This window comes from Arthrobacter sp. 2762, from assembly GCF_040548745.1.
Classification (GTDB): domain Bacteria; phylum Actinomycetota; class Actinomycetes; order Actinomycetales; family Micrococcaceae; genus Arthrobacter.
Genome location: NZ_JBEPSI010000016.1, coordinates 15,776 through 31,116, shown reverse-complemented (window position 1 = coordinate 31,116; position 15,341 = coordinate 15,776). Strand labels below are relative to the sequence as shown.

The window sequence follows — 15,341 nt, the reverse complement described above, 5'->3', positions numbered from 1 at the left end:
CTGGTGATGGGAACGCAGAGTAGGTAGCGTGCTTGGGGGTGGTGCCCAAGATGAGTACTGGCTACTCGGGCGCAGGATCAGGGTGCCTGTCCTTACTGAATGCAGCGGATCCCAGGCATCGCCAAAGACCCCCGGTTTTGGCGGCTGCTGCCCATACGATCTGCCGGGCAGGGCCGGATAATGGTACCCAGAACTTGTCCGGCCCTTCGCCCCAAGAACAAGCGGCGATTGGTGTTTGCGCGGCCGCAGGCAGTGGCGCGGGGACGGCCGCACGGGGTGGCTTGTTGAGTCCGGTGGACAACTGGAGGGCTGCGCTTCCTGCTTCTTCCTGGGCAGTACATAAGAAAAACCCACCAGTGGGGGGCACCGGTGGGTTTCGGGTTCGACGGTATGGCCTGGGCGGTTCCAACATCAAATGGAGGATCAATACGGGCCATGGGCATGCCGTCCGTGACGCCGGCCCCTGGTGCGGGTCTGATCTGGGGTGAATGCTTGAGCGGAGGTGCCGGCTGTTGATGGCTCGGGTCCAAGCGCACGAGCATTGACATGATCACTCCCACCCAGAGCACTGGCATCACGAGGACGGTAGGCATCAGAACAAGGGCCATGTGGGAAGTGTAACGGCCAGGCCATTGCCGAACGAGACACGTCATCGCGCTGGTTCTGACACGCAAAGCTACTTCGCCGGGCACTTCCTTTGCCCTGAATAGAGCGCATACTGAGGCTGAGCGCGTAGCACTGCGCAGAAAGCCGTAATGGAGATGAGCATTACCGCATTCACTCTCGCTGCTCTCCTCGAGGTCCATGACGTACCAGTCCGGTTCCGCAGGGACCCCGGTTGCTTGCCATCGCCTACGCCTTCGCGGCACTCGACGAACCCTCAATGATGTGGAGCGGTCCTTCTACGATTCCGAGACCACACGCCCGGAAGACACCGTGGGTGGACTGTGCCCTCCGGTATCCAACGGTGACCTGCTCAGGCACCTTCACATGGCTCAACTGACCAACCGGCTACACGAGCTGACCACCCCTGGCATCAAAGTAAGACAGGCTAGCAGCCGGACAGGGCCGGCGGGAGGTTCTCCCTCCAAGGGTGTTCCCATGCCAACAAGAGCATCCGGGCTGCGTCGCTGCGCAGACCCGCGCGGATGCTTCCTGTCTGTGGCGCACGTGATGACGCGAACGATGAACGTCCCTAGCATTGGGCTCATGGACTCTACAGGAAACCCCGAGCACATCCGCGGGCTGCACGATTTGGTTGCCGGCACTGCTGATATCAAGGGGATCCTTGATGGAGTGACCCTCTTTGCCGCGAACGCGATGAGCCTTGTGGCCGGTGAGCCCATCGATTGTGCCCTGACGCTTCGGCGCCGCAAACGGACCGCTACGGTTGCGGGCAGCAGCGAGAAGGCAGTACTCCTGGACCGAATAGAGCAGAACCTGCGCCAAGGGCCGTGCCTTGAAGCACTTGATGTGGGCCATGCGGTGCTGCTGGCCGATGTGGAAACAGACACCAAGTGGCCCAAGTACAGCGAAGCGCTGGCCCTTGCGGATTGCCACAGTGCCTTGGGCGTCCCCATGGACTTGGGAGAAACTTCCGAGGCGGTGCTGAACTTCTTCGCACCCACCGCCGGGCTCTTCACGCAGGAGGTCATCAACGAAGCCACCGCGTTCGCGGATGTGGCTGGCAGCACGCTGCGCCTGGCCATCCGGATCGAAAGCACCGAACACCTTAACGCTGACCTGAAGGCCGCAATGGCCAACAGGACCGTCATCGATCTGGCTTGCGGAGTGATCATGGCCCAGAACCGCTGCACCCAAGACGAAGCCTTCAAAATGCTGACCCAGGCGTCCAGCCACCGGAATCAGAAACTCCACGCGGTTGCCGCCGACATCATCGCCAACGTCGCCGGAAGCATTGACGCCCCGCTGCACTTCGAAGACTGAGAATTCAGTCGATACTGGATCTTCAAGTAGCAGAGTTACCTGAGCTTGAGGTCTACGTAAAAAGAGACAGCGAGATTCCCGAAGTTGTCCGGACTGCCGCTGCAGCTTTAACGGGTCTGCCAGCAACTGACTTCGAGGTCGAAGTCGGGTACTAGGGCAAATCCCACGACAGGGTCCGCGTAGCGCTCACGGTAAAGCGAACGGACTTGAGTGCCGCGAGAGAACCACCGTAGGCGCCTTTGTCCTTTACGCTGTCACCGGGGACGCGGGAAAGGAAGACATTGCGTGCAAGGAGTCGATAGCGTGGCTCGCTTGTTCGCAAGTGCAAAGATCGTCCGATACGTCGATATCTGAAGACGTGAAGCCTGAAGGGCTTAGAGTCATCGGGGTGCGCAGTAATCGATCAGAGAGGCTCCGGAATGGACCCGTACCAGCAGAATCAACCGCCATCCCCTCCGCACCAGCCTCGGCAGCCGTATCCGCCCCAAAGGCAACACCCACAGGGGCGGCAGCCGCATCAGCCATACTATGGTCCACCTCAGCCCCAGTGGCTGGTGACTCCGCCTCCACAAAAGAAGAATGGGAGCAAGTTCTGGTGGATACTCGGCAGCATTGTGATGGCCGTGACTCTGCTCTCCATCCTCGGCTTCGCTGGATGCTCTGCTCTCGCCCAAGAGATCAACGGAGGCGGAGGTTCCCAGGCGGAGAAGGCCAGTGCGATGGTTACCCGAGTTGACAATGTTCCGGAGAGCGACTGGGTTGTGAGGTTCCGCGATGACCCCAAGGTTGATCCCGGCTGTCTCTCCATCGACACGTCTTGCCTGAAGCTCACTGCAGGGTGGTTAGTCGATCACCAAATCAGCCTCTCAGACGTAGCCAACCGCTTCGGAATGAAGGGAGTCTCAGAGGGATCGCCTTCAGGTAGCTTTACTGGCTGCATCAAGAGGGAGGAGGAAGGCATCAGCAAGGAATCCCTTTGCATCGATGAGTCGCCTGACGATTCGGGTACCTACCTCGTTACCATCCGGATGGAGCGTGACTAGCGTCCAAGGTTGACCACTAAGAGTCCGTATCACCGGTCCACGGGCCTCTGGCTGCCGCGTTCACTGCAACTGCGTCGCGGCAGACAGATCAATGTCACGACAAACCCCTGACCGGGGCGTCAGCCACACTCAGAGCCACACCGCAATACAGCAATTCCATCATTACTGTCCACACTTAAATTTTCTTTATAGTGCCCGATTGCAGCCATTGGCTTGTCCGTTCTGCGGGCTATATCTACTCATGCATGTGAGTTGCCCTAGCGTCATTACGCCGATCAGGACGCACCCCATCGGCGCTAGCGGGGCCTGTGGAGCGTTGGGTCCACGCGATTGTCGGCTGAGTATGCCGAAGCCGACCCGCCAGGCGACAAAGGCCCACCTGCAGACCTGTAGTCTGCGTAACTCATCGACTGCATCGTTCCGATGTATGGGCAACAAAGGATTGTTTTTCAAGACATCCGAACGGGCCGGGAAGAGGACGATCGCTCTCCCGCGATTCCGCCATGTGGCCGTGTCTCGGTAAGTCGTCTCATAGACGAGGGTGTCTCGGGAACATTTATAGGGGTTTATGAGGCAGACTGCCGTTATGGCATATCTCGGATATACGCGGATCAGCACCGCCGGGCAGGACGACCAGCTCCAACGTGACGCCCTCACCGCCGCGGGGGTCCAGGCCCGGGACATCTACTCCGATGTGACTTCCGGAAGCAAGGAAGCCAAAAGCCGGCCCGGCATGCAAAAACTCGTGAGCTACGCCCAAAATGGGGACACGATCGTGGTGTGGCGCATCGACCGGCTCGGCCGGTCCCTGCTCGATGTCCTGACCACCGTCAACGGGCTCCGGGACAAAGGGATCATGGTCCGCTCGATCGCCGACGGCATTGACCCGGACACAACCACCGGCCGGCTGATGCTAAATATGCTCTCCACGCTGGCCGAGTACGAGCGGGAGCTCATCGTGGAGCGAGTGAATGCCGGGATCGCCGCAGCGAGGGGCGCCGGTACTGTTTTTGGCCGCCCACCGAACAATCCAGCGGTGACGGCCGAAAAGCTGAAGATCGCGGCCAATGCCCGCACCGAAGGCAAAACAGCACGGCAAGCCGCCGAACTCGTCGGATGGAGCCGAGCCACACTGTACCGGGCAATGCAGGCAACCAGCCAAGCCCGCCCTCAGGCCTAAAGCAGCGTAGAAACCGCGAGACACGCATCGGGCTGGACGTGTCTCATGCCCGGAACCGTGGGGCTCCAGGCCGAGGCCAGAAGGAACGGACAGCTCAACGCCTATGACATGCTGGGTTAATCAACTTGGGGGACTTCTTGAAGATCGTGCTTTACATCATCTGGGCCCTTTTCGTGGCCTCAGTCATCTGGGCCTTCATCCGTACCCTGAGGAAAACCAGGCGCCAGGAGCGGCTGATTGCCATCTGGCCGAAAGTCCAGGCCACGGTGACAGGCAGCCGGCAAGGTTGGACCAGCGGCGGCGGCAACGCCACCCGGAGCGTCCGTTTTTGGCCGGCCTACCAGTTCCTTGACCCCCGCGGCATCCTGTACGTCGGGGAATCCGAGGTGTCGTGCGCCAACCGGCCGGTACCCGGGTCGTCCCTGGAGGTGGCCTACAACCCCGCCGACCCGAACCAGTCCTTCCAGGTCGATGCCCCGTCCAAAATGGTCATCGGCTGCCTGATTCCGACCTTCGCGTTCTTCGCCCTCGCTTCATTCTGGTTCATCGGGATCTTCCCGTTGGGCTGAGCCGAAGGCCTCCACGACCCGTCAGCACCTTAAGGAGCACCATAGTGAAAAGAAACCTCGCCGCCGCAGCCATAGCCGGACTGGCCGGCCTGACGGGCTGCGCCTCAGCACCGGCACCTGTCGGCCCTACTTCCATACCCTCGCCAGAGACCGCCACTACACAGGCGTCGCCGTCGGAGTCTTCGGCCTCCGAAGCGGCTGCACCTGGCAGCGTCAAGGACGTCTGCGAGGCCTTCAATACGCTCTACGCCGAGTACAAGGCAGTCCCGGGCAACGATTCCAACGCTTTCGAGGACATCTACCTGAAGTCCGAGGATGCCAAGAAGACCGTTACCGGGAACCTGAGGGGCCTCTTTGCTTCGTTGAGCCTCCTGGCCATTGACCACTCGGGCGCGGCCGAACGCGGAGGCAAACCCGAACAGGCATCTAAGGACGCCGTCCGCGACGCAGTTTTCGCCAACGCCGGCGCCTGCACTGCCGAGGGCGTGACGCTCCGTCTCTAGGTAGGCCAGGCGGGGCGGCCACAGCTGCTGCTGCCGCTTTGCCGCACGGTCCTGAATTCGCTCGGATCTGAGACACGTCCTCGGGATTCTGGCCAGTGGGATGACTGCTATACGTCCCCTGGGGGGACCGGGAGGGACGTCGGCTGCCCGCCCCTCCGCGAGGCATCACCCTTCAGAGGTGAAGGGTACGTTCATGCGTGTTTGTTTTTGTGCGACCAAGACGAATGCACCTGATGCCAGAACGCCGATCAGGGCGAAGACGAGCATGCCGGTGAATGAACCAGCGCCCGATTGGATCAATGCTCCGCTGACGATCGGGCCGATGGAGAAGCCGCTGCCGATCATCAGGTTGGTGGTGTTCATGAGGTGTCCGCCGTTTGAGAGGTCGGACAGTGTGGACAGCAGGTAGGGCAAGATGAAGGTCCAGGCGAACTTGAAGATCACTGCGGCGATGGCGAAGCGGATGAGGGCCGGTGAGCCGAAGAGTAATCCGATGCTGACCGCCATGCCTGCGTAGCCGGTGATGAGGTAGATCCTTCGTCGGGGGGTGTCCCCGAGGGCTGTCGCGGTGAGGGCTGACAGGATCCCGGCCACGGTGGCTAGGGAAAGGACGAGGCTGCTGGAGGAAAGATCGATTCCGGAGCCAGCCGAGATCTGGGCGATGAATGACCAGACACCGCTTAGAGCGACATAAAACAGCAAGACTGCGACCATTCCCGCTGCTGCCCTGAAGATTGGAACCCGCTTAGCCGCTGACGCTGCGACCGGGGACGCTGTCCGCAGCACTTCCCCGTCGATCCGGTTGACCACGAGGAGGCACAACATGGCCAGGCCGGCGAGGGTCCAGTAAATTGCTGCGACTCCTGCTCCGGCGAAAACTGCCGGGAAGACGGCCAAAATCAGTGCGCCCATGGCCAGCTGGAAGACGACGAATATTCCGAACGCGCGGCTGGGGTTTGAGGTCTTTCCGCTGAGGGTCAGAATGATCACGGTGATGGATCCGGCCGCGAGACTGGTCACCACCCTGGCGACGATCAGGAGACCGAAATCGTCCAAAAATCCTGACACGACGTTTCCTGCGATGACGACGGCCGTGAAAATGTAGCTGGCTGTTCTCAGGTTTATCCGGCGGAGCCACAGATATGCCGGCACTGTCGCCAAGCTGAAGGCGCCAAGTTCCAGGGAAAAGAGCGTTCCGACCTGGACCGGGGTTAAACCGAACTGTTGGATCAGTTTGCCGGCAATTACCGGGGCAATCAACAGGACGGTATAGAGGACGGCGCTGAAAACGGCGATATAGGTGTAGGTTCCTCTGTCGGAGGCGAGTATCCCCGGAGCGGCTTTTACTGGAGTGGTCATGGTCATGTTCTTTCGGGCAGGAGGAAGCGGCGCGGGTGCTGCCGTCAGAGGGGAGAACAGTGATGAAGCCTGCGGATCCGCAAGCCTCAGCGTTGGAACAGGTGAAGCGGTCAGCCCTGTTGCCGGGACAGTGGCCTGGACGCGCCAGTGGCGGGTTCCGAACGCGTTGCGTCGAAGACTTTGCGGCCGGCGAACCAGGTCTGCCGCGTGGTGATGTGCGAAACGTCCTCGATGTCGATTTCGTACGGATTGTCGCTCAGGACGATGAAATCTGCTGACTTTCCAGGGGCCAGGCTTCCCGTGACGTCGTCCACGCCCATAGCTTCGGCACAACCGGTGGTGTAGGCGCTGATGGCCTCTGGCAGGGTGATGGCCTGTTCGGGCCAGAGTGTTCCCGGGAATTGCCCGGTGGGGTCCTTCCGTGTCACGAGCCCGTAAATTCCCTCCCAGGCGTTCGGGGATACGCTGACCGGCCAGTCCGATCCGCCGGCGACCCGGGCGCCGGTGTCGAGCAGGGACCGGTTGGGCTGCATCTTTGAGGCCCTCTCGGCGGGAAGAACTGTGGCGATAGCTTCGGCGATGACCCCGGGAAACCACAGGGAGGGGGAGATGTCGGCTGTGACGTCGAGTTCGGCGAAACGGGGGATGTCCTGTTCATGAATGAACTGGCCGTGGGCGATGTGGTACTTCGGTTCCAGGTGTCCGGCGGCACGGACTTTGGCTACGGTGTCCAGCACGAGTCGGACAGAGGCGTCTCCTGTGCAGTGGATTTTGGCGGAGATGCCTCGTTCAGCTGTGCTCATCAGCCACCGCTCGAGTTCTGCAGGGGCCATGGTGGTGCCGCCGCAGTGGCACTCCGGGAAGCCGACGCCTGAAAGGTACGGTTCAATGAAGGCCGCCGTGCCTGCCGGGGGTACGCCGTCCAGGAAGATTTTGATGAAGTCAGGACGGTGATGTTCGGACCGCAACTCGGCCCGGTGTGCAATGATGCCCTCACCCAGGGGAGTGGTGCCGAAGATGAAGTCGTTGGCCTGCATGGAGGTAACAACCCAAGCGTGCAGGTTCCCGGCGACATCGAGTTCCTTCAGCGCCCGCATCAGTTGCAGTGATGCTGCGGCGTCCTGGAACCCTGTCACGCCGTAGGAGTGGAGGATCTCGATTCCTCGTTCGGCAGCTCTGGCCAAATCGTTTGTGGACATTGGCTGTAGGCGGGCGAGTGTCTGCTCTACCAGGATGCCCCCGGCTTCGATCAGCACACCTGTCGCGCGTCCCGACTGGTCCCGCATAATGCTGCCGCCTTCAGGATCCGGCGTGCCTTCATCAATGCCAGACAGTTCCAGCGCCCGGGAGTTTGCCCACCGGTTGTGCTTGCTGTCGTCTTTGAGCAGGGCAGGCCGTCCACCGGTGGCGGCATCAAAGCGTGCCAGCGCATCCGCGGAATTCAGTTCGTTCAAGAGTCCCGAACCCCAGCTTCCGCCGATAACCCACTCTTCCTGCGCCAACCGGTTCGCCTGATCGGCGACGGCGATCAGGAGCTCTTCGAGTGTCTTGGTGGGGGGCTCGTTGAGTTCAAACAAATCCATCTGGCCGGCAAGCATGTGGTGGTTGTGAACATCCAGCAGGCCAGGCATCACGTAGCCGCCGTCAAGGTCGACGACGGTGGTCTGAGGTCCGACGACGGCCTCGGCAGCCAAACCGAAGGAGTGCACCTTGCCGGCTTTCACTGCCATTGCGCCAGCCCGCGGATGTGCTTGGTCGAGTGTGTCGATAACCCCATTGATCAATAGAAGATCAGCCTGGTTGTTCATGGCATCAGTCCCTAACGCTGAGTCGTTGGCACAACACTAGACGGGGGGCGTTCCTTTGATTTTGACTCTCCGTGCATGGCTCTTGCAGATTCCTGCAAGCCCCTATTGAAAGGCTGCATACCCCTAAAAAGCAACGGCAGTCCTGAACCCTGCCGTGGCTATATCAACTGCACAGACACGGCCATCGACAACCACCATCTCGAACAATCAATCGCAAGCCCCTTGGAACACCTCGTCCACCTCAGACAGGGGGTGTATGTCCGTGGGTCGTCTCATAAGAAATGCCAGCCAGTACCCACTGCAAATGCATTCCCAACCATGACACCAGCGTGCAGGCAGCCAGGCACCGTGACCTACGATCACCAATCCTTCCATTCAACCCGAAAGCTGCGAGACAGTGAACGAGAGAAGCCGGGGCCCCTCTGGCACTCATCGTTGCAAGCCAACCGCATGCCGGTGGAAGGAGGAAAGGTGTCGTTCTTTCAGCTTTCGCTGATCGCCGCGGTCGCGCTACTAGGACCGCTGCTGGCGCTTCCCCGGAAATGGCATTTTCCTGTGGTGCTAGGGCAGTTACTGGCTGGTATCGCCATCGGGCGCACAGGTTTGGGTCTGGTGGACTCCTCGGAGGCCACGTTCACCTTTGTGGCCGACGTCGGGTTTGCCCTCGTCATGTTCGTCGCCGGAACGCATGTCCCAGTGCGGGACGAAGCCATCCGCCCGGCACTGGGCGCGGGTGCGCTGCGTGCCGGCATCGCCGCAGTGTTGGCGGCCGTCGTCGGAAGCGGCATTGCCTTTGCCTTCGGCACCGGACATGCTCCCCTTTACATCGTTCTGCTCGCGTCCTCGTCGGCAGCCTTGGTCCTGCCGATCGTCGATTCGCTGCGGCTGAGGGGACCAAAGGTTTTGACGACGACGGCGCAAGTGGCGGTGGCGGACATCGCCTGCATTGTTGCGCTTCCGCTTGCTGTCGACCCATCCAATGCGACGAGGGCAGCTGCCGGGGCAGCCGTCGTTGCGGCGTGCGCTGCGGTTTTGTTCTTCGTGCTTCGCTGGCTGGAGCGCAACGGCACGCGCGGACGGGTGCATGACGTGTCCGAGGACCGGAAGTTCGCCCTGGAGCTGAGGATCCAACTTGCCGTGCTGTTCGCGCTCTCCGGACTTGCTGTGGCGGGTCATGTGTCCATCATGCTGGCCGGGTTCTCCTTCGGCCTGGTGGTCGCAGCGGTGGGCGAACCCCGGCGATTGGCTCATCAGCTATTCGCCGTCAGCGATGGCTTTCTGGGGCCAGTGTTCTTCGTCTGGCTGGGCGCATCGCTGGATCTGCGCGCCCTTGCCGGAAGCCCCAGAATGCTTCTCCTCGGGATCTGCCTTGGTCTGGGTGCCCTGCTGGTCCATGGAAGCCTGCGGCTACTGGGCCAGCCTCTGCCGCTTGCGGTGCTTGCAGCGTCCCAGTTGGGAGTTCCGGTTGCCGCCGCTACGATCGGCTCCCAATTGCATTTGTTGGCGGCGGGGGAAGCCGCGGCCATGATCTTCGGGGCCCTCATCACCATCGGGGCGAGCACCGCCGCAGGCTCACGGGCCGCCCGCACGTTGACGCAGCCCGGCCAGGCGCCGGCGGGCAACGCATCCGGGGGCGGCCCGAGCTTGGCTGCGTAGTTCGCCTGGGCTGGGCAACTTCCGCTTGTCCTGAGTTCCGCGCTGTGCCGTAGCGTGAGGCGATCGTACGTCTGGTGCGGATTGAGTACCAGGGCATCATCAAGTGGGCCACCCTGTTTCGTCGTCAAATCATGCCACGGCTGTTTAGTTCTGTTCCTTCGGGGGCGTGACGCTGTATTCGGCAATGATCACGCCGGTGGTGGTGGGGATGCTGCGTTCCAACTTTAGGTCGGTACGGGGTCCCTCCGGGAAGAGGCGGGTTCCTGATCCGAGCACGATGGGGTGAATAAGAAGTGTGTATCGATCGATCAGGCCTGCGCCGTGTAGCTGGCGCACTAATTTACCGCTGCCCATGATCATGAGGTCGCGGGGGTAGTGGTTCTTGAACGCGGCTACGGTCGAAACTGCATCTCCGACGAGGAGTTCGCTGTTGGGGTACGTCAGCTTGACGTCAGGGTTGTGTGAGACGACGAACTTTTCTGAGCCCACCAGTACGTCGACGAATGGGTTGGGCCCCATGGAGGTCCAGTATCCGAGGACGTCGTCGTAGGTGCGGTGGCCAAACAGGAGGCCACCCCCAGCGCTCATGCCCTCGCTGGCGTACTTCATTGATACCTCGTCCTGGTATCCATCGGCCCACCCGCCGTGGGTGAACGCGTCTCGGGTGTCTTCATCGGTGCGGCCGGGTCCCTGCATGACGCCGTCGAGGGTGATGCTTTCGAAAACAGTGATTGTGGACATTGCGTTCTTCTCCTTCTGACCGGGATGTGCCGGCTTCAGCAGGGTGACGAGCGAGCCATCGTCAGCTGGACACGTTCCCCAGTATTCGCGAAACCTCGTTTCGAGTGTGGCTTTCGCCGCGCCGGACTTGAGCCGCAAGGCGCTTTGTGTACATCAGATGTCGCCTTCGTTGGCAGGATCTCCGCTCATTTTCAGTGTGGCAGGTCCGGTCGGAGGTGGCGCGTATTTCGCCTGAGTAGTGGCTTGGCTTCTCCCAGGCTCTCTTTTGTGTCCGATGAGCAGCTGAGGCGGGTTATGTCCTTTCCGTTGCTCCCGGCCATGACTTCGTTGAGGGAGGAGGTTCTCTTGCGGTCTCTGTCTTCAATGACCGCGACATTTATTCGCGAAGTCACTTCTGACCTTACGGACCGGATATTGCCGCTCCACGCCCATTTACGCCGCACCGTACGTCACACGGCAATTCCCCGGATTGCGCGGGCGCACGGGCGGAGGGTGCAGACTTTAGTGCATGAAGAGGACTGCGGGACGACGACCAGTGCTGACGCAAGAGCCGGCTTCATCGGAGACGATGACGGCGGAGGGCAGCGCGTACGGCGAGGCAGTCCGGGCAGTCCGGGCGGGTGAGATCAACGCGGATGAAGCTGCGAACCAGCTGATCGACCGGATGACGGATGGGGAGATCCTCGGGCTGCTCGACGGCGACTCGCCCAGGTTGCTGCTCCCGTTCATCCCGGTATTGCTCGGTAGGCGCCCGTTCGTAGCGGGGGCGGTCTCGCGGCTCGGCATACCAGGCATTCGGTTCAGCGATGGTGGCCGTGGCGTCGTGATCGGCGCCTCCACGGCTTTCCCCGTGACGATTGCGCGGGCAGCGACCTGGGATCCATCGTTGGAGGAACGTGTCGGGATCGCTATCGGTTTGGAAACCAGGGCACGGGGAGCGAACTACTCGGCCTCAGTCTGCGTAAATCTGCTTCGCCACCCTGGGTGGGGCCGGGCGCAGGAGTGCTACGGGGAGGATCCGGTGCTAACTGGCCGGATGGGATCAGCCCTCACGCGAGGCGTACGTATGCACGTCATGGCGTGCGTGAAGCACTTCGCGCTCAACTCGATGGAGAACGAGCGCTTCGAAGTCGACGTGGCGGTGGACGAACACGCCTTGCACGAGGTCTACTTGCCGCATTTCAAGGCCGTTGTGGAAGCCGGCGCGGACTCCGTTATGAGTTCCTACAACCGCGTGCGAGGCGAATACATGGACGTCAATCGTGCCCTGCTCACGACCGTGTTGAGGCATGAGTGGAATTTCTCCGGGTTCGTGACGAGCGACTGGGTGTTTGGCACCCACGACGCGGTCGTCAGCCTGGAGGCGGGAATGGACGTGGAGATGCCGCTGCGGCTGCTGCGCGCCCGCGAACTGCCGGCCGCGCTGCGGAACGGTGACCTGGCCCGCGCGACAGTGCTGCAGTCTGCGCGCCGCATCCTGCGCACTTGCGTGCTGCATGCCGCGACCCGGGAGTTACCGGCCCCAACCCGCGCCCTCATCGCCTCTCCGGCACACCGGGCGCTTGCCCACCAAGTAGCCGCAGAGTCGATCGTCCTGCTGAAGAACGAAACCGTCGGCGAGGCGCCGCTACTGCCGTTGAGTCCCACTACCCGACATCTCACGGTGATCGGACGGCTCGCGGCGCGACCGAACCTTGGCGATCATGGCTCCTCACGCGTCCGGCCTCCTTCCACTGTGTCACCGCTGCAGGGGCTGCGCGAGGCGTTTCCCGGGGTGCGGATCACCACCGCCAGCGGTCGGAACGAGCGCGCCGCGGCCGCGATGGCAGCCGCGGCGGAGACGGCGATCGTCGTCGTCGGCCTGGACCAGCACGACGAGGGCGAGTCCGTCGTCACCGGAGGCGTCGACGTGGGCGTGCTCGGCCGGACCTTTGGCTCAGGTCCCCTCCGTCGTGTGCTCGTCGGCCTGGCACACCTGGCCTCGCGCTTCGTCCGGGGTGGCGACCGCAGCTCGCTCAGCCTGCGCCCCTCTGATGAGCGGCTCATCCACGCGGTCGTCGCCGCGAACCCCCGGACCGTCGTCGTGCTGATCAGCGGCAGCGCCATCCTCACGGAGACATGGCGGGGCCGCGTGCCAGCGCTCCTCCTCGCCTGGTATGGCGGCATGGAAGGCGGTCGCGCGCTCGCGGGCGTGCTGACCGGCAGTGAGGAGCCCGGCGGGCGGCTGCCGTTTGTGCTGCCTACGGAGGCCGCGCATCTGCCATTGTTCGACCCCGCGGCAAAGTCCGTTGTCTATGACGATAAATGGGGTCAGCGCCGGTTGGACGGCGAAGGACATATCCCCGCGTTTCCGTTCGGATTCGGCTTGGGCTACACGACGATCGAACACAGGCTTCTCGACCACGGATTCGACGACACAGGCGGCAACGCGGACGTGCTCGTAACGAACAAAGGAGACCGCGAGGGCTCGACCGTTGTTCAGGTCTACGCTGCGGATGTGTCCATCCGCAGACCTGTGGCTCAGTTACTGGGCTTCCGTAAGGTGACGCTGGGGCCGGGCGCGGAGACGATAGTGCGGGTCGCCCTGGATGCGGGCCCCGCCATGCAGCGCGATCCGGCAACACGGCGCTGGTCTCCCCGCGTGGGGGACTGGACCCTGCTCGCCAGCCAACACAGCCCGGTCAGCTGGGCGAACGCGGTCCCGTTGCGACGCCCGATGGGGCCGATCGACGAGGAAGACATCTCGGACGGTCAGCCTGCCTGATGCCGATAGGGGTCTCGCGGATCACCTGGGAGGTCGCGAAAGGGTGCCAACGGCCCTTCGATGCTGACGGGCAGCGCGTCGTCGCCCCGCAGCATGGCGCGGAGCAGCCGACGTTCCTCCCAATGGAGCAACAGGGACGCCTTGCCGGGCCGCAGCACCAAGTCCCCGTTCGGAGTCGCATACCGCTTCTGCAGATCCGCAAGCTCCTCGGCTTGCAGCAGTGCGACCGTGCTGCCCGAAGCCCGGTCGACGAGGCGGACCAACGAGGAGGGTCCCGTGAGATCGGTCGCGACGAAGCGCTGCTCGCTGGCGGCAAGAACTGTCTTTTGCGCCCCGCGGGTCACGACCAGCGGACGGGACGGCCCGCCCAGCAGGCTGTTCATTACATCCGCCGCGGCGTCAGGGCGTCCGGTTCTCCGCGCGGCCGCCTGCATCCGCTGTAAGCGGCCGGGCTCGCGCAGCACCTCATCGATCTTCCAGCCGATCGTCGCGGCTGCGTTGCAGCGGACGGCCGCCCCCTGCTCCATGAGGTAATCGCCATTGCGTACCTCCTGGCCCGGGATGGGGTTCACAAGTACCATGGGCAGCCCGGCAGCCATGCACTCCGACGCCGAAAGCCCGCCCGGCTTGCCGACGAACAGGTCCGCGCGGCGCAGCAGTTGTGGCATTTCCGATGTGAAGCCGAGCACTTGGTAGCGGTCACCAGCTGACGCAACCAGCGCCTCGATGCGCTGCCGCAGCGAATCGTTGTGTCCGCACACGACCGTGGCCGTGAACGCCGAGCGCATATGCAGCGTCTGACGCACCACCGCGACAGCGTAGTCGCCGCCGGTGGCGCCCGCCGAGATCAGCAGCATCGGTGGCTTGCTGGTATCGCGTACGGGGGCAATATCTGACTGTTTGGTGATCGGGATTCCGGTGGCCCCAACGCGGTCGGGAGGAAGACCGAGCGCCATCAGCTCCACCCTTCCCTCCTCCCTGGCCACAAAGATCATGTGGAACGCGCCCGAGAGCGATAAGCCCTGGAAGTCGTAGTCCGTCGTAACGACGGCCGTCTTCGCGTCGATCAAACCGCGAAGGAGCAGTGAGGCCAACAGCTGGGCTGGCAGGAAGTGCGTGCACACGATCGCGGTCGGTCGGAACCGCTTGATAGCACTGATGACCGGACTGGCGTTCACCCGGGTCCACGGGTCGATTGGCCCACGGCGCCGGAACGGCGGGTTGCTGATGTCGTAGCCCCACTCGACCAGCCAGGGCAAGTCCTCCACCAGGACGAAGTAACCCTTCCCCAGCAGCGCGCGGTAGAGCACGCTACTCACCTGCAGCACGTCCAGCACCTGCACCTCGGCGATGTCAGCACGCGCGGCACATGCCTGCTGTACCGCCGCGGCTGCGCTGTTGTGCCCCGATCCCACGCCTGCAGACAGGATCAACACACGCTGTCCGCTGGCGGTGGCTTTGGTTCGTGCCGACGTTGTGCGCATGAGGAGAGGCTAGCAGGCTGCACTGCCCATAAGGCGAAGGGTAGCCGTGCTCTGCTGGCAACCTGATCCTGCATCTCGTCAGCGACGGCTAAACTGTACGCCGGCCCGTGGGACACAGCCGCAGCAGCTGCACGGAAACAGGGCTGGGTAAAAGAGGCTGGCATCCTGATGCACCCGGGACATTGCCTGCCTGCCCCAAGGGAAGGATTTGTTGTACGAGGGCAAACGCCTTTTCAAGCTGGGAATTAGCCCGCGCTTGGGCTGGCCGCCGCCGCAGGTCCGGATCA

Annotated in this window: 12 protein-coding genes; 7 read left to right on the top strand and 5 right to left on the bottom strand. The window is 62.6% G+C overall.

Annotation, left to right across the window (positions count from 1 at the left end; translation table 11 throughout):
- Nucleotides 1-1,209: 1,209 nt before the first annotated feature.
- From ABIE18_RS21115 to ABIE18_RS21095, 5 genes are all read left to right on the top strand, one after another.
- Entirely contained in the window at nt 1,210-1,947 is a 738-nt protein-coding gene (locus ABIE18_RS21115; RefSeq protein ID WP_499724467.1) for a GAF and ANTAR domain-containing protein, read from the top strand.
- Between the two features lie 623 nt (nt 1,948-2,570).
- Entirely contained in the window at nt 2,571-2,990 is a 420-nt protein-coding gene (locus ABIE18_RS21110) for a hypothetical protein (RefSeq protein ID WP_499724466.1), read from the top strand.
- A 586-nt stretch (nt 2,991-3,576) separates the two neighbouring features.
- Nucleotides 3,577-4,170, top strand: coding sequence for a recombinase family protein (locus tag ABIE18_RS21105; protein WP_499724465.1), 594 nt, complete (start codon nt 3,577-3,579; stop codon nt 4,168-4,170).
- Nucleotides 4,171-4,316: 146 nt separating this feature from the next.
- A complete protein-coding gene (locus ABIE18_RS21100; protein WP_499724486.1) occupies nt 4,317-4,739 on the top strand; it encodes a DUF3592 domain-containing protein in 423 nt (140 codons plus the stop codon).
- Nucleotides 4,740-4,783: 44 nt separating this feature from the next.
- Nucleotides 4,784-5,242, top strand: coding sequence for a hypothetical protein (locus ABIE18_RS21095; protein ID WP_499724464.1), 459 nt, complete (start codon nt 4,784-4,786; stop codon nt 5,240-5,242).
- 165 nt (nt 5,243-5,407) lie between these two features.
- Here the strand turns inward: ABIE18_RS21095 and ABIE18_RS21090 are convergent, their stop codons facing one another.
- Nucleotides 5,408-6,601, bottom strand: a complete 1,194-nt coding sequence (locus ABIE18_RS21090) for an MFS transporter (RefSeq protein ID WP_499724463.1) — start codon at nt 6,599-6,601, stop codon at nt 5,408-5,410.
- Nucleotides 6,602-6,711: 110 nt separating this feature from the next.
- A complete protein-coding gene (locus tag ABIE18_RS21085; protein ID WP_499724462.1) occupies nt 6,712-8,409 on the bottom strand; it encodes an amidohydrolase in 1,698 nt (565 codons plus the stop codon).
- 471 nt (nt 8,410-8,880) lie between these two features.
- On the opposite strand from ABIE18_RS21085, the gene ABIE18_RS21080 reads away from it, so the two are divergent.
- Entirely contained in the window at nt 8,881-10,065 is a 1,185-nt protein-coding gene (locus tag ABIE18_RS21080) for a cation:proton antiporter (protein WP_499724461.1), read from the top strand.
- A 144-nt stretch (nt 10,066-10,209) separates the two neighbouring features.
- Here ABIE18_RS21080 and ABIE18_RS21075 read toward each other — a convergent pair whose 3' ends face one another.
- Nucleotides 10,210-10,806 carry a dihydrofolate reductase family protein gene (locus ABIE18_RS21075; protein WP_499724460.1) on the bottom strand — a complete coding sequence of 199 codons (597 nt, stop codon included), beginning with the start codon at nt 10,804-10,806 and terminating at the stop codon, nt 10,210-10,212.
- Nucleotides 10,807-11,307: 501 nt separating this feature from the next.
- On the bottom strand, nt 11,308-11,535 hold the full coding sequence (locus ABIE18_RS21070) for a hypothetical protein (protein WP_499724488.1): 228 nt from the start codon (nt 11,533-11,535) through the stop codon (nt 11,308-11,310).
- Here ABIE18_RS21070 and ABIE18_RS21065 point away from each other — a divergent pair.
- Nucleotides 11,471-13,570: a beta-glucosidase gene (locus ABIE18_RS21065; protein WP_499724485.1), complete on the top strand. Its 2,100-nt coding sequence runs from the start codon at nt 11,471-11,473 to the stop codon at nt 13,568-13,570. The genes ABIE18_RS21070 and ABIE18_RS21065 overlap by 65 nt on opposite strands.
- On the opposite strand, the gene ABIE18_RS21060 is transcribed toward ABIE18_RS21065, so the two are convergent.
- Nucleotides 13,558-15,054: an MGDG synthase family glycosyltransferase gene (locus tag ABIE18_RS21060; RefSeq protein ID WP_499724459.1), complete on the bottom strand. Its 1,497-nt coding sequence runs from the start codon at nt 15,052-15,054 to the stop codon at nt 13,558-13,560. The two genes, ABIE18_RS21065 and ABIE18_RS21060, sit on opposite strands and share 13 nt — an antisense overlap.
- Between the last annotated feature and the right edge of the window lie 287 nt (nt 15,055-15,341).